The organism is Paraburkholderia sp. BR10141 (genome assembly GCF_056155635.1).
In genome coordinates, this window is the sequence record NZ_JBMIQH010000028.1 from 44,313 (window position 1) to 63,522 (window position 19,210).

Below are 19,210 nucleotides of genomic sequence, written 5' to 3' on the forward strand. Positions count from 1 at the left end.
TCTTGTGGTCGATGGCGCACTATTTTGGAGTCACTGAACTTTTCCCACACGCGCGAGGCTTGCAATCGGTATCTCAGGCCTCAATTACCGAACAATTGATTCCACTCATGGGGAAATGAAATGTCAGGAACCCAACTCCTCCCGCCGGAACGCACCACGCTCCCGCTGCTGCCGCTGCGAGACGTCGTCGTCTTCCCGCATATGGTGATTCCCCTTTTCGTGGGCCGACCGAAATCGATCAAGGCCCTCGAAGCGGCTATGGAAGGCGGCAAGCACATCATGCTCGTCGCGCAGAAGACCGCCGCGAAGGATGAGCCGACCGAAAAAGACATGTATGAAGTAGGGTGTGTCGCCAACATCCTGCAAATGCTCAAGCTGCCCGACGGCACCGTGAAGGTGCTCGTGGAAGGCCTGCAGCGCGCGAAGACGCTTTCCATCGAAGAGCAGGAAACGCAGTTCTCGTGCGAAGTGATGCCGCTCGAACCGGACCACGCCGACAGCGCAGAAACCGAAGCGCTGCGCCGCGCGATCGTCTCGCAGTTCGACCAGTACGTGAAGCTCAACAAGAAGATCCCGCCTGAGATCCTGACGTCGCTGTCGGGCATCGACGAGGCCGGTCGTCTTGCTGACACCATCGCCGCGCATTTGCCGCTCAAGCTCGACCAGAAGCAGCACATCCTCGAGATGTTCCCGGTCGTGGAGCGTCTGGAACACCTGCTCGCGCAACTCGAAGCCGAAATCGACATTCTCCAGGTGGAGAAGCGCATTCGCGGCCGCGTGAAGCGCCAGATGGAAAAGAGCCAGCGCGAGTACTACCTGAACGAGCAGGTCAAGGCCATCCAGAAGGAACTGGGCGAAGGCGAAGAGGGTGCGGATCTCGAAGAACTCGAGAAGCGTATCACGGCTGCGCGCATGCCCAAGGAAGCCAAGAAGAAGGCCGACGCCGAGCTCAAGAAGCTCAAGCTGATGTCGCCGATGTCGGCGGAAGCGACCGTCGTGCGCAACTACATCGACACGCTGATCGGCCTGCCGTGGCGCAAGAAGAGCAAGGTCAACAACGACCTCTCGAATGCAGAAGCCGTTCTCGACGAAGACCACTTCGGTCTCGAGAAGGTGAAGGAACGCATTCTCGAGTATCTCGCGGTGCAACAGCGCGTGGACAAGGTCAAGGCGCCGATCCTGTGCCTCGTCGGGCCTCCGGGCGTCGGCAAGACCTCGCTCGGGCAGTCGATTGCGCGCGCAACGAACCGCAAGTTCGTGCGTATGGCGCTGGGCGGCGTGCGTGACGAAGCCGAGATTCGCGGTCACCGTCGTACGTACATCGGTTCGATGCCGGGCAAGATCCTGCAAAGCCTGACCAAGGTCGGCGTGCGCAATCCGCTCTTCCTGCTCGACGAAGTCGACAAGATGGGCATGGATTTCCGCGGCGATCCGTCGTCGGCGTTGCTTGAAGTGCTCGATCCGGAACAGAACCACACGTTCGCCGATCACTACATCGAAGTCGATTTCGACCTCTCCGATGTGATGTTCGTCGCCACGTCGAACTCGCTGAACATCCCGCCGCCGCTGCTCGACCGGATGGAAGTCATCCGTCTGTCCGGTTACACGGAAGACGAGAAGGTCAGCATCGCCCAGCGTTATCTCCTGCCGAAGCAGAAGAAGAACAACGGGCTGAAGCCGGGCGAGATCGAGGTGACCGAAGGCGCGATCCGCGACATCATTCGCTACTACACGCGTGAAGCGGGTGTGCGTTCGCTCGAGCGCGAAGTGTCGAAGATCTGCCGCAAGGTCGTGAAGATGCTGCTGCTGAAGAAGGCCGACAAGGCCGTCACGGTGGACAGCGCCAATCTCGACACCTTCCTCGGCGTGCGCAAGTACGACTTCGGTCTGGCCGCGAAGGAAAACCAGATCGGTCAGGTCACGGGTCTTGCGTGGACGGAAGTCGGCGGCGATCTGCTGACGATCGAAGCGGCGGTCATGCCCGGCAAGGGCAACGTGATCCGCACGGGTTCGCTCGGCGACGTCATGAAGGAATCGGTCGAAGCGGCACGCTCGGTGGTGCGTTCGCGATCGCGTCGTCTCGGTATCAAGGACGAGGCGTTCGAGAAGCAGGACATCCACATCCACGTGCCGGAAGGCGCGACGCCGAAGGACGGTCCGTCCGCAGGCGGTGCGATGACGACGGCGCTCGTGTCGGTGCTCACGGGCATTCCGGTGCGTGCCGACGTGGCGATGACGGGCGAGATCACGCTGCGCGGCGAAGTGCTGCCGATCGGCGGGCTGAAGGAGAAGCTGCTCGCGGCGCATCGCGGTGGCATCAAGCTCGTGCTGATCCCGGAAGAGAACGTCAAGGATCTCACCGAGATTCCGGACAACGTGAAGAACTCGATCGAAATCGTGCCGGTCCGCTGGATCGACAAGGTGCTCGAACTCGCGCTCGAACGTGTGCCGCAGCCGCTGCCGGAAGAAGAAGTGAAGGCCGAGGACGCCAAAGCGCCCGTGGCCGAATCGAAGGACGCCGGCGCGACGGAAGTCGTCAAGCACTAAGCCTTCGGTACACCTTCAGTACGCCTTCGACAAGCCGCGCTCTGCGCGGCGCGTTGGACCCCAAAAAAGCCCGCGGCATGGTCCGCGGGCTTTTTGCTTGCGTCGCGATTCTTGACGTTGTGATGACAACCAGCGCTTTTTTCGGCCTTTTCCCACTTGTTCGAAGACTCCATCGAAAAATCCCTCGAATCCCGCGCCAAATCAGGCTCAACCCCGCTTGACACGGCATTTGCGGCCCCGTTAAATGAGCGGGCCCCGCGCTATGCCGGGGACGTCTATCCAACAAGTTGACCTTCTTTCTTACGTTTACCCAAACACATTCTCGGGGGCTGGAATGAATAAAACGGAACTGATTGACCATATTGCGCAACAAGCCGACATTTCGAAGGCGGCTGCGGGGCGCGCACTCGACGCCGTGATCGGCGGCGTCAAAGGCACGCTCAAGAAGGGCGGCTCGGTCACGCTCGTCGGCTTCGGCACGTTCGCCGTCGGCAAGCGTACGGCGCGCACGGGCCGCAATCCGCGGACTGGCGACGCGATCAAGATCAAGGCGGCGAAGGTGCCCAAATTTAGGCCTGGCAAAGCGCTGAAGGATGCGCTAAACTAGCGGGCTCGCTACCTGATGGGTAGCGCAGCAGAAGTCGCACTACAGGAAGCAGCGCAGGAAAGCATGAAGCTGGGTGCTTAGCTCAGTTGGTAGAGCGGCGCCCTTACAAGGCGTAGGTCGGGAGTTCGAGCCTCTCAGCACCCACCACAGCTTCAGTTCCGGTACGTAGCGCACCCGCACGGAGCGGTAGTTCAGTTGGTTAGAATACCGGCCTGTCACGCCGGGGGTCGCGGGTTCGAGTCCCGTCCGCTCCGCCAAGGATATCTCGACAAGAAGGCGAACTCCGGTTCGCCTTTTTTGTTGGCCGCTGTTGTAATATCGGGCGTTCCGTTTTTTGGCGCCCTCAACGTCTGGTCACGCATGCTCGACTTTTTCCGCAATCACAAACGCCTGATGATGTTCATGCTGCTCCTGGTCGTCCTGCCAGGGCTGGGCTTCGTCGGTATTCAAGGTTTCCGCGGCTTCTTCGATGAAAGCGCGAACGTCGCGAGCGTCAACGGGCACAAGATCACGCGTGTCGAATACGACAACGCCGCGCGCCAGCAGCTCGACCAGGCCCGCCAGGTCCTTGGCGCGCAATTCGATGCGAGCATGTTCGACACGCCCCAGCACCGCAAGGACATCCTCGACGGTCTGATCCAGCAGCGCGTGCTCGTGGACGAAACGCAGCGCCTGCACCTGACCGCCTCGGACGACGCCGTGCGCCGCGCGCTGCTCTCCGACCCGGTGATCTCGTCGCTCAAGAATCCTGACGGTTCGATCAACCTCGACCAGTACAAGCAGCTGCTCGCCATGCAGGGTATGACGCCGGAGCAGTACGACGAGCGCGTGCGCTATAGCCTCGCCATGCAGCAACTGCCGGCGTCGATCATCAGCAGCGCGTTCACGCCGAAGGCGCTCGCGCAGCAGCTCACGGGCCTCTCGGAGCAGCAGCGCGAAGTGCAGGGCCTCGCGTTCCACACGAGCGACTATGCGCCCAAGGTCCAGCCGACCGACGCGCAATTGCAGGCGTACTACGACGCGAACAAGAACGCGTTCGCCACGCCGGCGACGGCGCAGATCCAGTATCTCGTGCTCTCGGCGGCGACGGTTGCCGCCGGCGTGCAGCCGAGCGACGCCGATCTCAAGAAGTACTACGACGACAACATCGCGCACTACCGCACGCAGGAAGAAGTGCGCGCGAGCCACATCCTGATTACGGTGCCGAAGGACGCCAGCGCCGACGGGCGCAACGCCGCGAAGCAGAAGGCCGAATCGATCCTCGCCGAAGTGAAGGCGCATCCGGACCAGTTCGCGCAGATCGCGCAGAAGGAATCGCAGGACCCCGGTTCGGCCTCGAAGGGCGGCGACCTCGGCTACTTCGGCCCCGGCATGATCGCGGGCGGCCAGGCGTTCGACGCCGCGGTCTTCAAGCTCAAGAAGGACGAGATCAGCGACGTGATCCAGTCGGACTTCGGCTATCACATCGTCAAGGTCACGGACCTGAAGCCGGCGGTCACGAAGCCGTTCGACGACGTGAAGGCGCAGATCACGAACGACGTGAAGACGCAGCAAGCCGCGAAGCTGCTCGCCGACGCGAGCGATGGCTTTACGTCGGTGGTCTACGAGCAGGCCAAGAGCCTGCAGCCGGCCGCGGACAAGTACAGGCTGACGATCCAGACGGCGACGGTCACGCCGAAGCCGAATGCAGCGCTGCCGCCGGACAGCCCGCTGAACAACCAGAAGTTCCTCGACGCGGTATTCGCGAGCGACTCGGTGAACCAGCACAACAACACCCAGGCGATCGATGTCGGCAACAACACGCTGATCTCGGCTCACGTGACGAACTACCAGCCGGCCGCCGTGCCCGCGTTCGCCGCGGTCAAGGACGCGGTGCGCCGGAAGGTGGTCGCGCAGCAGGCCGCCGACATCGCGCACAAGGACGGCGAGGCGAAGCTCGCGGAGCTGCAGAAGTCGAAATCCACCGACGGTTTCTCGTCGGCGCTCAAGGTGTCGCGCAACGACGCACAGGGCCTGCCGCCCAGCGCGCTGTCCGCCGTCTTCAAGGCCGATGCGCAGAAGCTGCCCGCTTACGTGGGCGTGGACCTCGGCAACGACGGCTATGCGATCTACCGCGTGAACAGCGTGACCAACGGTGCGGCCGCAGAAGGCCCGCGTCTGGCCGCCGCGCAGCAGCAGCTGGCCCAGGTGGACGGCCAGTCGCAGGTGCAGGCGTACCTCGACGCGCTGCGCGAGCGCGCGAAGGTGAAGCTCTACGGCTCGCTCAGCTCGGCCAGCCAGTCGGGCGACGGCGACAACGCCCAGTAAGCCCGATCCGCGTATCCGCCCGCCGGCGTCGAGAGCCGGCACAAAAAAAGCCCCGCGAGACATCGCGGGGCTTTTTGCGTTCTGGCGAGCGCGAAATCAGAGGCAGGCGCTGATGTCACTGGTGGCGTCCCCACCGGCGCCGCCGCCTGAGCGGAAGCCGACCCACGTCTTCGCGCTGGCGCTCCATGCCGGGCGCACCGTTGCGGCTGCGCCGTTAGGCGGCTGCTGGCCAGGGACGTAGACGTCGACAGCCTGGCCGTTGGCGAGCACGGACTGCGAGACGACTTGCTGTTGCGACTTGTCGGCCCATTTTTGCGCGATGCATTGGGCAACCGTCGCAGGCGGTTGCTGGCTCGTGCCGACGGACTGTGCTCCGCTCGGCATTGGCTGATTGGCGCAGGCAGCAAGGGCTGCCGTAACGACAATGAGAGGTAAATATTTCATGCTTCTTCCCTCCAGTCAGGGTCGGTCGGATTCAGACAGCGAAGCTTCGCGGGCTCGCGTGTCTGACGCAAACGGTGGCCAATGGCGGGACGCGGTTGCCCGCCGCCACGCTGGCCGAGAGGCTCGAGCGGCTTGAACGCGCCGAGGGCGGGCCCTGAGAATGGGCGCCCGGTGAGGACGCCCGCGCGTTTGTCCCGCTGCCGCCTCAGCGCCGCACGCCGCTGCCTAGCAGCGGCTTGAGCGTTGGCCACACGTTATCGAGCAGCAAAGGCTGTGCCTGCTGCGTGGGATGGATCTGATCGGCCTGGAAGAGTTCGGGCTTGTCGGCGAGACCGGCGAGCAGAAAGGGCACGAGCGGCACGTTCAGTTCTTTCGCCAGCCGCTCGTAGATGGCGTGGAAGTCACGCGTATAGTCGACCCCGTAGTTGGGCGGCACATACATGCCGACGAGCACGGGTTTCGCACCGCCCGTGCGGATCTGCGCGACGATGGCGCGCAGATTGCTCTCGGTCGTCGTGAGCGGTACGCCGCGCAGTGCGTCGTTTGCGCCCAGTTCGACGATCACGATTGCGGGCTTGATGCGCTGCATGACGAGCGGCAGGCGCGTGAATCCCCCGCTGGTCGTGTCTCCGCTGATGCTCGCATTCGCAACGTTATAATCGATCCGCTCGCTGGCGAGCCGCTGGCGCAGCAGGGCCACCCAGCCCGTATCGCGCGGCAGGCCGTATTCGGCCGAAAGGCTGTCGCCGAGCACGACGATGTTCGGCTTCGCCGTTGCGGCGGGGTTTGTCGCCGCGTTGGCAGTAGAGACGGGCGTGGCAGCGAGCGCGGTGCCGGTCGTGCCGCATAAGGCGCCCAGCAACGCAGCAGCGGTCAAGGTGGCGATAGCGGCAAGCGCGCTGAAGCGGGACCAAGCGCGGGAAAGGGCGGCGCGCCGCGCGGCGCGCTTCTGGTTCACGGCTAACCTGTGCGTCATCATGTGCGAATGAATAGCGATCCAGTCATCGAAGTACGGGGTTTGACCAAGCGGGTCACCGACGCGACCGGCGAACTGACGATCCTCGACGGCATCGACCTCACCGTGCAGGCGGGCGGGAGCGTGGCGATCGTCGGCGCTTCCGGGTCCGGCAAGTCGACGCTGCTCGGCCTGCTGGCCGGCCTCGACAGCGCGAGCGCGGGTTCGGTGCGCCTGCTAGGCCATGAGCTTACCGGCATGGCCGAAGATCAGCGCGCGGCGCTGCGCAACGGCTCGGTGGGCTTCGTGTTCCAGTCGTTCCAGCTGATGCCGCATCTCACCGCTCTGGAGAACGTCGCGCTGCCGCTCGAACTGCAGGGCGGCATGTCGACGCGTGACGCGTTCTCCCGCGCGCGCACGCTGCTCGAGCGTGTGGGTCTTGCCGAGCGCACGGGCCACTATCCGAAGCTGCTCTCGGGCGGCGAGCAGCAGCGCGTGGCGCTCGCCCGCGCATTCGTGACGCGCCCCGCGGTGCTGTTCGCCGACGAGCCCACTGGCAGCCTCGACGCCGCCACCGGCCACGCCGTCATCGACCTGATGTTCGAACTCAATCGCTCGAACGGGGCGACGCTCGTGCTCGTCACCCACGACGTCGATCTCGCGCAGCGCTGCGACGCCATCATCACGATCGAAGCGGGCCACCGCGTGCCCAACGCGCCGCATGGCGCGGCATCCTCGCGCAACGCGAGCAATGTCGAAGCCGGGCGTTAGCGTCTGTCCGGTGAACGGCGTGCGCAGTGCATGCGCACGCCGCTTCTGCCCGATTTAGCGCTTGAGCGCCGCACGGGCGCGCGCGATCAGCGCGGCCGTGGACGAATCGTGCGGCTTCACATCGGCGCTTGCCGCGTTCAAGTCCGCTTCCACCACCTTGCCGAGGATCTTGCCGAGTTCCACGCCCCACTGGTCGAACGGGTTGATGTCCCACACGGAAGCCTGCACCAGCACCTTGTGCTCATAGAGCGCGATCAGCGCGCCGAGCGAGCGGGCCGTGAGCGCATCGACGAGCAGCGTCGTGGTCGGGCGGTTGCCGGGGAACATGATGTGCGGCACGAGCTCGGGCTTGTCCGGGCCGGCAATCTTCTTCGCTTCTTCCTCGGTGCGGCCAAGCATCATCGCCTCGCTCTGCGCAAAGCAGTTTGCGAGCAGCTTCGGATGATGGTCGGCCAGCGGATGCTCGGGCGTGAGTACGGCGATGAAGTCGATCGGCACGATCGTCGTGCCCTGGTGCAGCATCTGGAAGAACGCGTGCTGGCCGTTCGTGCCGGGCTCGCCCCAGGTGATCGCCGAGGTCGCGTAATCGACGAACTTGCCGTCGAGGCGCGCCGACTTGCCGTTGCTCTCCATTTCGAGCTGCTGGAGATACGAAGGCAGGAAGTGCAGCGCTTCGGAGTAGGGCGCAACGAGATAGCTCTGCGAACCGAAGAAGTTGCGATACCAGATGCCGATCATGCCGAGCAGCACGGGCAGGTTCTTCTCCAGCGGCGCTTCGCGGAAGTGCTTGTCCATGTCGTGCGCGCCGGCGAGCAGTTCGTCGAACTGCTGCGGTCCGATGGCGATCATGATCGAGAGGCCCACGGCCGACCACAACGAATAGCGGCCGCCAACCCAGTCCCACATCTCGAACACGTTTTCTTTGGCGATGCCGAACTTCACGACTTCGGCCGGATTGGCCGAGACGCCCACGAAGTGCTTCGCGAGTTCGCCTTGCGGACAGCCGTGCTTGACGAACCAGTCGCGCATCGACAGCGCGTTGGTCATGGTTTCGAGCGTCGTGAACGTCTTCGAGACGATGATCGCCAGGGTCTCTTCCGGATCGATGTCTTCGATCGTGCGCCACAGGTCCGCGCCGTCGACGTTCGAGACGAAGTGCGAGGTGATCTCGGGCAGCTCGAGATGCTTGAGCGCGTGCACGACCATTTTCGGCCCGAGGTCCGAGCCGCCGATGCCGATATTCACGATATGGCGGATGCGCTTGCCCGTGTAGCCGGTCCATGCGCCGCTGCGCACGGCGTCGGCGAACTTCGCCATCTTCGCGCGTTCGGCGGCGATCTGGGCGTGGTACGGGGCGTCGGCTTCGGTGGCGCGCAAGGCGGTGTGCAGCGCCGCGCGGCCTTCAGTCGGGTTGACGGCTTCGCCCTTGAACATCGCATCGCGGCGCGCTTCTACGCCGGCCTCGCGAGCGAGCTGCACGAGCAGCTTGAGCGTGGCGTCGGTGATGCGGTTCTTCGAGAAGTCGGCGCCGAGACCGGCGCCTGCGAACGTGAAGCGTTCGGCGCGCGTCGGCGCAGGGTCGTTGGCGGGGGCGAACCAGTCGCGCAGCTTTTCGTCGCGGATCTGTTCGTAATGCGTCTGTAGCGCGGACCAGGCGGGGAGCGGATTCGTCATGTTCGTCTAGCGAGGGATCACGAATGGAGGGCGGCAGGTGCGGTTCGCCGGTCTGGCCGAACGCGCGCTTCGCGCGCCGCGGGCAAGCACGGACCGCCTCCGGTGGAAGACGGCGTGCGGAGGATCAGTATAGCGGCCTCGCGCGACACTGCGCAGCGTTGTGATGCCTGCGGCTGTGCCGGGAGCGGGAGGTAGGGCCAGCGTCGCCGTGAAGCAAGCCGCGTGCCGTGCGACCGGACGCGCGGCATGCGGCTTCAGGCGGCATAAGACGGCGCGTAAAAGAGCCGGTTCATGAGCTTGCGCACCGCTGGCGCGAGTTCGCCTGCCGTGAGGCCCGCGGGGCCGTCGCCTTGTGCGCACAGCGTGTCGGCGGCGAGGCCGTGCAGGTAGACGCCCGCGAGCGCCGCTTCATAGGGCGGCACGCGCTGGGCCAGCAGCGCGCCGATCATGCCGCCGAGCACGTCGCCGGTGCCGCCCGTGGCGAGGCCCGCGTTGCCGGTGGGATTGACGGCGACGCGGCCGTCGGGCGCGGCGACCACGGTGCCGCTGCCCTTGAGCACGGCAACCGCCGCGTAGCGGGCCGCAAGTGTTCGCGCAGCGGCGAGGCGGTCGCGCTGCACCGCGGCGGTGTCGCAGCCCAGCAGGCGCGCCGCTTCCAGCGGATGCGGCGTGAGCACGCAAGGCGCGCCGCGCGCGGTGGCCGACTGCGCGACGTGCGCCGCGAGCGCCTCGTCGCGCGCGACGAGATTGAGCGCATCGGCATCGAGGAGCACGGGGGCGTGAAGGCGCAGGATGGCGTCCACGAGCTGGCGCGCCGACGCGCTGCCGCCCATGCCGCAGCCCGCCGCGACGGCGTCCATCGCGCCGAGCGAGAGCCTGGCCGCCGCGTGCAGCATGAGTTCGGGGTGCGGGGCGTCGTAGGGCGGCGCGTCGCTGCCGAGAAAGCCCACGTGAACCTTGCCCGCGCCGGTGAGGAGCGCCGCGCGCGCCGCGAGAATCGGCGCGCCGCACATGCCGGTATCGCCGCCGACGACGGCGAGCGTGCCGAACGTGCCCTTGTGAGTGGCGAAGTCGCGGGCGGGCAGCGCGGCGGCGAAGAGCGCGGGCGCGTTCAGGTGTGCGGCGCCCGGTGTGCCTGCGGTGTCGATGCCGATCGGCGCGACCGCGACGGCGCCTGCGTAGTCGCGCCCAACGCCCGTGTACAGGCCGGGCTTGGCGGCGATGAAGGTCACGGTATGGGTTGCGCGCACCGCCGGACCGCTGCCGACGACGTTGCCTGTGTCGCTGTCGAGGCCGCTCGGCACGTCGAGCGCGAGCACGTGGCCATGGCTGCGCGCGCGTGCCGAGAGCGTTACGGCGAGTTCGGCGAACACGCCCTCGAGCCCGCGCGCAAGGCCGATGCCGAACATGCCGTCGACGAGCCAGCCGTATGCATCGAACGATCCGGGCACCGACGCGGCGATGGGCACGCCCGCCGCACGCGCCTCGGCGAGCGCCCAGCGCGCGTCGTCGGGCTTGACCTCGACGGGCATGCAGACTTCCACGGCGACGCCCGCGCGATGCAGCTCCGTGGCGACGACGAGCGCGTCACCACCGTTGTTGCCGGGCCCGGCGGCGAACCAGACGGGCTTGTCGCTCGCCGACGAGGGCGCGTGCGCGAGTTGCTCGCTCAGGAAGTGCGCGGCGGCGGCGCCTGCGCGCGCCATGAGCGTGTGGGCAGGCAGAGCCGACTGCGCGGCGACTTCGGCCACGCGCAGCGGTTCGACGGTAAGCAGCGGGACCGCACGGTCGTGCGGGTAGACGAGCACCGGTTGCCCGGCGCCGGAGGAATGTAGAGCGTGCGTCATGACGATGCGGTCCTCGGAGGCGACATCGCAACGATACCCGAGCATGCCTTCAGACGGCACGCCCCAGGCGCGGGCTGGACTGGCGCGGCGGCGCGGCAATGCCGCACACGCGTGCGCGGCTCAATCGCGGCCCGGCGAGAGCGCCTTGATGGTATCGGCCGGCAGGTCAGGCGCCGCGTTGGAGATCTGCTGGGCGATGAGACGCGCGGAGCCGAGCGAAAGTGCCCAGCCTGCCGGCCCGTGGCCCGCGTTGACGTACAGGCGCGGATGGCTCACGTTGCCGACCGCCGGCAGGCCGTCGGCGGAAAGCAGCTTGATGCCTTCCCACGCGAGCGCCGCCGAAATGCGCGCGGCGCCCGGCGCCCAGTCGCGCGACGCCTCGCCGAGCAGCGCGAGGGCGTCTTCGGTGAGCCCCTCGGGCAGCGCGTCATCGACCTCCTGTGCGCGCAGCAGCACGGCGGCGCCCGATATGCGCAGCCGGTGATTCATGCGCGCGATGGCGATGCGCTTGCCGGCGTCGACGATGGTCGTCTGCGGCACGCATTCCTCGTGCGCCACCGGCGAATTGAGCGTGTGCATGCGCAGCGGATAAAACGGCACCTTGAGGCCGAGCGGCGCGAGCAGGCGCGGCGTTTGCGCGCCCGCGGCGACCACGACGGCGTCGCCCGAGATCACCTCGACGTCGCGCGAGCGGCCCGCTTCGTGCGCCGGCGGCGCCAGCTCCACGGCTGCGCGCCGGTCTTCCAGGCGTATCGCATTGACCTCGCGGCTCATCTCGAACTGCACGCCGCCCTGGGCGTCGAGCACCTGCTTGAGCAGCTTCACGAAGAGCGGGCAGTTGGCCACCCGGCCGGTTTCGAAATGCACGCCGCCCGCAAACGGCGGATCGGCGGGGATGGCATGGTCGAAAGCCACGCATTCCGCGGGCGAAAGCGCGTGGTGAGGCGTCTCGAAGCGGCGCAGCAGTTCGAGGGCCGGTTGCGTGAGCGACCATTCGTCGTTGCCGCGCACGAGGTAGAGCAGGCCGTCGCGCTGCTCGTAGTCGAGCTGGAAGCGCGCGTCGATGTCGGCGAGCGCCGCTTGCGCCGAGTCGATGAGCGGGCGCAGCAGCGCATAGCGCTCGGCAAACGCCTCGGAGCCGTGCAGCGTGGCGAGGCGCTTAACGAAACCGTGCGCGTGCCCGCGCCAGCCCGTCTTGCTGATCACGCCGCCGGACGATTGACGGCCATTGCGCAGGAAGGTGGGGCCGAACCAGACGTCGAGCGGCGTGGGCAGCGCAATGCCGCTATGCCCATAGGTCGCGCCTTGCGCAACGGTGGCGTGGCGTTCGATTACGCAGACGCGATGCCCGGCCGCGCGCAGCTGCCAGGCGGTAGCGATGCCGGCGATTCCGCCGCCGATGACGATGACATCCATGACGATACGATCTGCAGGCAGGCGGCGCTCGCTCGGGTGAGGGCGTCCTGCCGAAGGTGGGGCGTGCGGCGCGCCGAAGCCATGCCCGGGTGCGCCGATCAGACGAAACGCGCAATCATAGCAGCGAAAGCGTCCGCGTCGCCATGCGCGAGGCCGGCTTGCCACACGCGTGTCGCACGGCCACCGGGGCGGTCAGGACAGGCCTTCCGGGTTATAATCGCGGTCTCCCTTCGCCTGACCGTCGCCATCCCCCGCGCGACGCATCGCCACCTTGCGACGTGTTTCGCGCGAGGCGAAGCCGCGACGCAACTCTGACGCAACCTCGACGCAACGCCCCAGTCCATGGCCCACTTCTCGTGTTTCCCCGGCGCTTCGGCCCTTTCCGACTTCCGTCAGACCCGCCTGCTAGAGACGCTTCAGCGTATCGACGCCAACATCGTCGGCGTGCACGGCCAGTATCTGCACTTCGTCAATTCGGCCGAGCCGCTCTCTGCCGACGACAGCGCGAAGATCGACGCGCTGATGCACTACGGCGCGCCGTTCGCGGCGCCGCAGGAGCGCGGCAGCGCGCTCACGTTCCTCGTCGTGCCGCGCTTCGGCACGGTGTCGCCGTGGGCGAGCAAGGCCACGGACATCGCGCACCATTGCGGCCTCGAGCAGGTGCGCCGCATCGAGCGCGGCGTCGAATACACCGTGGTGCTCAAGGCGGGCCTGCTCGGCGGCAAGAAGACGCTCCCGGAAGAGGCGCACGCCGCCGTCGCCGCGGCGCTGCACGACCGCATGACGGAAAGCGTGGCGCCTTCGCGCGACGCGGCACTGCATCTGTTCGACGAACTGCCGGCCCGCCCGATGCAGACGGTCGACGTGCTCGGCCACGGCCGTGCGGCGCTGGAAACGGCCAACGGCGAACTGGGCCTCGCGCTCGCCGACGATGAAATCGACTATCTCGTCGACAACTTCAAGAAGCTCGAGCGCAACCCGACCGACGTCGAGCTGATGATGTTCGCGCAGGCCAACAGCGAGCACTGCCGCCACAAGATCTTCAACGCGAGCTGGACGATCGACGGCCAGGATCAGGATATGTCGCTTTTCGCGATGATCCGCAACACCGAGAAGATCAGCCCGCAGGGCACGATCGTTGCCTACTCGGATAACTCGTCGATCATGGAAGGCGCGGTCGCGGAGCGCTGGTTCCCGCGCAAGAACCACGCCGACGGCACGCCCGGCGAACAGTACGGCCGCCACACCGAACTCACGCACACGCTGATGAAGGTGGAGACGCACAACCACCCCACGGCGATCTCGCCGTTCGCGGGCGCGGCGACGGGCTCGGGCGGCGAAATCCGCGACGAAGGCGCGACGGGCCGCGGCGCGCGTCCGAAGGCCGGTCTCACGGGCTTCACGGTTTCGAACCTCGATCTGCCCGACGCACGCGAAGCATGGGAAGACGCGCGTGACGCGGCCGTGCCGCTCGCGCTGCGCAACCCCGCCGACACGCAGGGCGCCTATGGCCGCCCGGACCGCATCGCTTCGCCGCTGCAGATCATGATCGACGGCCCGCTCGGCGGCGCCGCGTTCAACAACGAATTCGGCCGGCCGAACCTCGGCGGCTATTTCCGTACCTACGAGCAGAACGTGGCGGGCACCGTGCGCGGCTATCACAAGCCGATCATGATCGCGGGCGGCCTCGGCAACATCAGCGCGCAGCACACGCACAAGCACGACCTGCCGGCCGGCACGCTGCTGATCCAGATCGGCGGCCCGGGCATGCGCATCGGCATGGGCGGCGGCGCGGCCAGCTCGATGGCCACCGGCACCAATACCGCCGAACTCGACTTCGACTCGGTTCAGCGCGGCAACCCGGAAATCGAGCGTCGCGCGCAGGAAGTCATCAATTCGTGCTGGCAGCTGGGCGAGCGCAACCCGATCCTGAGCATTCACGACGTGGGCGCGGGCGGCCTTTCCAACGCCTTCCCGGAACTCGTCGACGGCGCCGACAAGGGCGCGCGCTTCGAGCTGCGCAAGGTGCAGCTCGAAGAGTCGGGCCTTTCGCCGCGCGAAATCTGGTCGAACGAGTCGCAGGAACGCTACGTTCTCGCGATCGCACCCGCCGATCTGGCCGAATTCCAGGCGATCTGCGAGCGTGAGCGCTGCCCGTTCGCCGTCGTGGGCGTCGCGACCGACGCGCGCGACCTGAAGCTCATCGACACCGACGAGCAGGCGCTCGCGGCCAACGGCGGCCACCAGCCCGTCGACATGCCGATGGACATCCTGCTCGGCAAGCCGCCGCGTATGCACCGCAACGTCGAGCACGCGAGCGTGCCGCTCGCGCCGGTCGAAGTCACGGGCGTCTCGCTCGACGAAGTCGCGAAGAGCGTGCTGCGCCACCCGACCGTGGGCAGCAAGTCGTTCCTCATCACCATCGGCGACCGCTCGGTGGGCGGCACGACGGTGCGCGACCAGATGGTCGGCCCGTGGCAGGTGCCGGTGGCCGACTGCGCGATCACCGCGCTCGACTATGCGGGCTACAAGGGCGAAGCGATGACGATGGCCGAGCGCACGCCGCTCGCCGTGATCGATGCGCCTGCATCGGGCCGCATGGCCGTGGGCGAGGCGATCACCAACATCGCCAGCGCGCCCATTTTGTCGCTCGACAAGCTCAAGCTCTCCGCGAACTGGATGGCCGCGTGCGGCGCACCGGGCGAGGACGCGGCGCTCTACGACACCGTGAAGGCGATCGGCATGGAGCTGTGCCCGGCGCTGGGCATCGGCATTCCGGTGGGCAAGGATTCGCTCTCCATGCGCACGAAGTGGAACGAAGCAGGCGTGGCGAAGGAAGTGGTCGCGCCGGTTTCGCTGATCATCTCGGCGTTCGCGCCGGTCGACGACGTGCGCCGCCACCTCACGCCGCAACTGCGCCGCGTCGACGAGGCGGGCGAGTCGGTGCTGATCGCGATCGATCTGGGCCGCGGCAAGAACCGCATGGGCGGCAGCATCTTCGCGCAGGTCACGCAGCAGGTCGGCGACGCGGTGCCCGACGTCGACAGCGCCGAAGACCTCAAGCAGTTCTTCACGGCCATCCAGCAACTGAACGCGAACGAGCAACTGCTCGCGTACCACGACCGCTCGGACGGCGGCCTGTGGGCGACGGTGTGCGAAATGGCTTTCGCGGGTCACACGGGCGTGTCGCTGAACGTGGACATGCTCGCGCTCGACAGCGAGCACGAGTCCGACTACGGCGACGCCAAGGACTGGGCGAAGCAAACGAGCGGCCGCCGCGAAGACCGCACGCTGCGCGCGCTCTTCTCCGAAGAACTGGGCGCCGTGATCCAGGTGCCGGCACAGCAGCGAGACGTCGTGATGGGCGTGCTGCGTCAGCATGGCCTCTCGGTGTGCTCGCACGTGATCGGCACGCTGAACAATCGCGACTCGATCGAAATCTACCGTGACGCGAAGCGCATCTACGAAGCGCCGCGTGCGGAGCTGCAACGCGTGTGGAGCGAAGTGAGCTGGCGTATTGCGCGTCTGCGCGACAATCCCGCGTGCGCCGATTCCGAATACGACGCGCTCCTCGACGCCGCCGATCCGGGCATGCAGCCGCATCTCACGTTCGATCCGGCCGAGGACATCGCTGCGCCGTTCATCGGCAAGGGTGCGCGTCCGCGTGTCGCCATCCTGCGCGAGCAGGGCGTGAACTCGCACCTCGAAACCGCATACGCGTTCGACCGCGCCGGCTTCGACGCGCACGACGTCCACATGAGCGACCTGCTCGAAGGCCGCGCCACGCTCGCTGACTTCGCGGGTGCGGTGGCCTGCGGCGGCTTCTCGTACGGCGACGTGCTGGGCGCGGGCGAAGGTTGGGCCAAGACGATCCGCTTCAACGCGAAGCTCGCGGACATGTTCGCGGCCTTCTTCGCGCGTCAGGACACGTTCGCGCTCGGCATCTGCAACGGCTGCCAGATGATGTCGAGCCTCGCCTCGATGATCCCGGGCGCCGAAGCCTGGCCGAAGTTCACGCGCAACAAATCGGAGCAGTTCGAAGCGCGCTTCTCGCTGGTGGAAGTGCAGGGCTCGCCGTCGATCTTCTTCAACGGCATGGAAGGCTCGCGAATTCCCGTGGCGGTCGCGCACGGCGAAGGTTTCGCGGACTTCTCGCAGCAGGGCGACATCGCGAAGGTCGCGGTGGCGATGCGCTACGTCGACCATCGCGCCCAGGCAACCGAGGCCTACCCATTCAATCCGAACGGCTCGCCGCAAGGCATCACGTCGGTCACGACGCCCGACGGCCGCTTCACGGTGCTCATGCCGCACACCGAGCGCGTGCAGCGCACGGTGACGATGAGCTGGCACCCCGAAGCCTGGGGCGAGGCGAGCCCGTGGATGCGTGCGTTCCAGAACGCGCGCAAGTGGGTGGGCTAATGCGCCTCGCGAACCACGCGAACTTCGCGGACGGTTGACGCCGGAGCAGGGCAACTCGCCCCGGCGGAAAACCCCGGTCCTGCCTCGATTGCGAGTGCGGACCGGGGTTTGTGCTTTTTGAGCGCCGGCCGGTGGGACCTTGCGGCGAAAATCGACATTAATCGCCGCATATTTTGCGGTGATTGGCTTGCGCGTGCGGCGAATACGTCTCATAATCGCCGCATGAATAGCGGCGAATACACCTACATCTGGGAAGCGGGCGACTGGCCTCAATGGCGCTTCGATCTGGCGGCGCTCGCCGAGCCCATGGCCGAGGTCAGCCGCGCCCAGGGCCTGCTGGTGGGCAGACTGGCCGATGTGGGACTCGCGCTGCGCGATCAGGCGAGCCTCGCGGCCCTGACGGAGGACGTGCTCAAGACCAGCGAGATCGAGGGCGAGCAGCTCGACGTCGCCTCCGTGCGTTCGTCCATCGCGCGTCGCATGGGCGTGGACATCGGGGCGCTCGCGCCGGTGGACCGCCACGTGGAAGGCGTGGTGGAGATGGTGCTCGACGCGACCACCAACAGCCGCGCGCCGGTTACGCGCGAGCGCCTGTTCGGCTGGCACGCCGCGCTATTTCCCACGGGCTACGCGGGCCTGTCGCGCATCAACGTCGGGGCATGGCGCGACGATGCGAGCGGGCCCATGCAGGTGATCTCGGGGCCGATCGGCCGTCAACGCGTGCATTTCGAGGCGCCGCCCGCGAACCGGCTGGAAGCCCAAACGCAGCGCTTTCTCGACTGGCTCAACGGCCCGCCGCGAGAGCCGCCGTTGATCAAGGCGGCCCTCGGCCACTTGTGGTTCGTCACGCTGCACCCGTTCGACGACGGCAATGGCCGCGTGGCAAGAGCCATCGGCGACCTGCTGCTCGCGCGCGCAGACGGCAGTGCGCAGCGCTTTTACAGCCTCTCCGCGCAGATCCAGCGGGAGCGCAAAGGGTATTACGACATTCTGGAGCGCACGCAGCGCGGCTCGATGGATGTCACGCTCTGGCTCGCCTGGTTCTTCGACGCGCTGCATCGCGCGGTCGATCAGGCGCAAATTACGCTGGACGCGGTGCTCGCCAAGGCGCGCTTCTGGCGCGAGTGGGCCACGACGCCCTTCAACGAGCGCCAGGTCAAGCTCCTGAACCGCTTGCTCGACGGCTTCGACGGCAAGCTCACGAGCGGCAAGTGGGCGGCTATTGCCAAATGCTCGTCCGATACGGCCTTGCGTGACATCAACGACCTGGTGGCGCGTGGCGTGTTGCGCAAGACGGAGGGTGGCGGGCGCAGCACGAGCTACGAGCTCAACGCGTAGTCCGCAAACAAAAACCCCGCGCCTTCGAAGGTCGCGGGGTTTTTTGCAGTACTTGGAGCCGCGTGCAGCCTTACTGAATCTTCGCCTGCTTGCGCAGATTCTCTTCGAACGCCTGCAGCTTTTCCTGCTGGATCTGCTGGACGATCTGCGGGCGCACCTGCTCGAGCGGCGGCGGCGTGACCGGGCGGATGTCGTCCACGCGGATGATGTGCCAGCCGAACTGCGTGTGCACCGGCGTATCGGTCATCTGGCCTTTCTGCAGATGCGTGGCCGCAGCCGCGAATTCCGGCACATAGGCTTTCGGATCGGACCAGTCGAGGTCGCCGCCGTTCTTGGCCGAGCCCGGGTCCTTCGAGTACTGCTTCGCGAGGTCTTCGAAGCTGGCGCCGGCCTTGATCTTCGCGATCAGGTCCTTGGCCTGCTGCTCGTTGTCCACGAGGATGTGGTGCAGATGGTATTCGCTGCCGCCCGCATCCTTGGTCAACTGGTCGTAGCGCGCCTTGACTTCGGCGTCGGTCGGCTGGTTGTTCTTCACGAAGTTCTGAATCAGCGCGCGCAGCACGACGGTCTGCTGGGCCACGGCGATTTGCGCCTTCACGTCCGGGTTGTTCGGAATGCCCTCGCGAATGGCTTCCTGCATGAGGATTTCGCGGTTCACGAGCTCCTCGCGCACCGCCATTTGCAGTTGCGGCGAATCCTGCTGGCCTTGTTGGACAAGCTGCTGGACCAGCGCATCGGCGCGCGCTTTGGGAATCGGCGTGCCGTTCACGACGGCGATGTTCTGCGCAAAGGCGGGAGCCGCCGCGCAGGCAGCCAGCAACACCCAGAGATGGGTCTTCTTCAAGGTCATCGGAAAGTCCTAACGGGGCGAACCAAAATGGCGAA

The 19,210-nt window shown here is 66.6% G+C and carries 12 protein-coding genes and 2 tRNA genes; 8 read left to right on the forward strand and 6 right to left on the reverse strand.

The window, feature by feature from the left end:
- The first annotated feature begins 120 nt into the window (after positions 1-120).
- The 5 genes from lon to ACOJB8_RS30320 all read left to right on the forward strand — a co-directional run bounded on the left by lon (position 121) and on the right by ACOJB8_RS30320 (position 5,461).
- Positions 121-2,547 (forward strand): endopeptidase La, encoded by a 2,427-nt coding sequence (lon, locus tag ACOJB8_RS30300; protein ID WP_069268095.1) that lies wholly within the window; start codon positions 121-123, stop codon positions 2,545-2,547.
- Positions 2,548-2,809: 262 nt separating this feature from the next.
- Positions 2,810-3,154 (forward strand): HU family DNA-binding protein, encoded by a 345-nt coding sequence (locus tag ACOJB8_RS30305; RefSeq protein WP_368727133.1) that lies wholly within the window; start codon positions 2,810-2,812, stop codon positions 3,152-3,154.
- A gap of 71 nt (positions 3,155-3,225) precedes the next feature.
- Positions 3,226-3,301, forward strand: a tRNA-Val gene (locus ACOJB8_RS30310).
- A gap of 33 nt (positions 3,302-3,334) precedes the next feature.
- A tRNA-Asp gene (locus ACOJB8_RS30315) sits at positions 3,335-3,411 on the forward strand.
- Positions 3,412-3,514: 103 nt separating this feature from the next.
- Positions 3,515-5,461: a SurA N-terminal domain-containing protein gene (locus ACOJB8_RS30320; protein WP_475015915.1), complete on the forward strand. Its 1,947-nt coding sequence runs from the start codon at positions 3,515-3,517 to the stop codon at positions 5,459-5,461.
- 96 nt (positions 5,462-5,557) lie between these two features.
- On the opposite strand, the gene ACOJB8_RS30325 is transcribed toward ACOJB8_RS30320, so the two are convergent.
- Entirely contained in the window at positions 5,558-5,905 is a 348-nt protein-coding gene (locus ACOJB8_RS30325; RefSeq protein WP_028206982.1) for a hypothetical protein, read from the reverse strand.
- A gap of 205 nt (positions 5,906-6,110) precedes the next feature.
- Complete coding sequence (locus ACOJB8_RS30330; RefSeq protein WP_475015949.1) at positions 6,111-6,791, reverse strand: arylesterase; 681 nt, start codon at positions 6,789-6,791, stop codon at positions 6,111-6,113.
- A gap of 99 nt (positions 6,792-6,890) precedes the next feature.
- On the opposite strand from ACOJB8_RS30330, the gene ACOJB8_RS30335 reads away from it, so the two are divergent.
- Positions 6,891-7,631, forward strand: coding sequence for an ABC transporter ATP-binding protein (locus ACOJB8_RS30335; protein WP_069268093.1), 741 nt, complete (start codon positions 6,891-6,893; stop codon positions 7,629-7,631).
- A 54-nt stretch (positions 7,632-7,685) separates the two neighbouring features.
- Here the strand turns inward: ACOJB8_RS30335 and pgi are convergent, their stop codons facing one another.
- The 3 genes from pgi to ACOJB8_RS30350 all read right to left on the reverse strand — a co-directional run bounded on the left by pgi (position 7,686) and on the right by ACOJB8_RS30350 (position 12,568).
- On the reverse strand, positions 7,686-9,305 hold the full coding sequence (gene pgi, locus ACOJB8_RS30340) for a glucose-6-phosphate isomerase (RefSeq protein WP_406952218.1): 1,620 nt from the start codon (positions 9,303-9,305) through the stop codon (positions 7,686-7,688).
- Positions 9,306-9,559: 254 nt separating this feature from the next.
- A complete protein-coding gene (locus tag ACOJB8_RS30345; protein WP_475015918.1) occupies positions 9,560-11,152 on the reverse strand; it encodes an NAD(P)H-hydrate dehydratase in 1,593 nt (530 codons plus the stop codon).
- A 120-nt stretch (positions 11,153-11,272) separates the two neighbouring features.
- Positions 11,273-12,568, reverse strand: coding sequence for an FAD-dependent oxidoreductase (locus tag ACOJB8_RS30350; RefSeq protein ID WP_406952216.1), 1,296 nt, complete (start codon positions 12,566-12,568; stop codon positions 11,273-11,275).
- Between the two features lie 342 nt (positions 12,569-12,910).
- On the opposite strand from ACOJB8_RS30350, the gene purL reads away from it, so the two are divergent.
- Both purL and ACOJB8_RS30360 read left to right on the forward strand, forming a co-directional pair.
- Positions 12,911-16,987, forward strand: a complete 4,077-nt coding sequence (purL, locus tag ACOJB8_RS30355; protein ID WP_475015920.1) for a phosphoribosylformylglycinamidine synthase — start codon at positions 12,911-12,913, stop codon at positions 16,985-16,987.
- 222 nt (positions 16,988-17,209) lie between these two features.
- Positions 17,210-18,325: a Fic family protein gene (locus tag ACOJB8_RS30360; RefSeq protein WP_342945725.1), complete on the forward strand. Its 1,116-nt coding sequence runs from the start codon at positions 17,210-17,212 to the stop codon at positions 18,323-18,325.
- Between the two features lie 70 nt (positions 18,326-18,395).
- On the opposite strand, the gene ACOJB8_RS30365 is transcribed toward ACOJB8_RS30360, so the two are convergent.
- The gene (locus ACOJB8_RS30365; RefSeq protein WP_069268088.1) at positions 18,396-19,175 is read right to left on the reverse strand and encodes a peptidylprolyl isomerase; all 780 of its coding nucleotides are present in this window, start codon (positions 19,173-19,175) and stop codon (positions 18,396-18,398) included.
- Positions 19,176-19,210 lie beyond the last annotated feature (35 nt).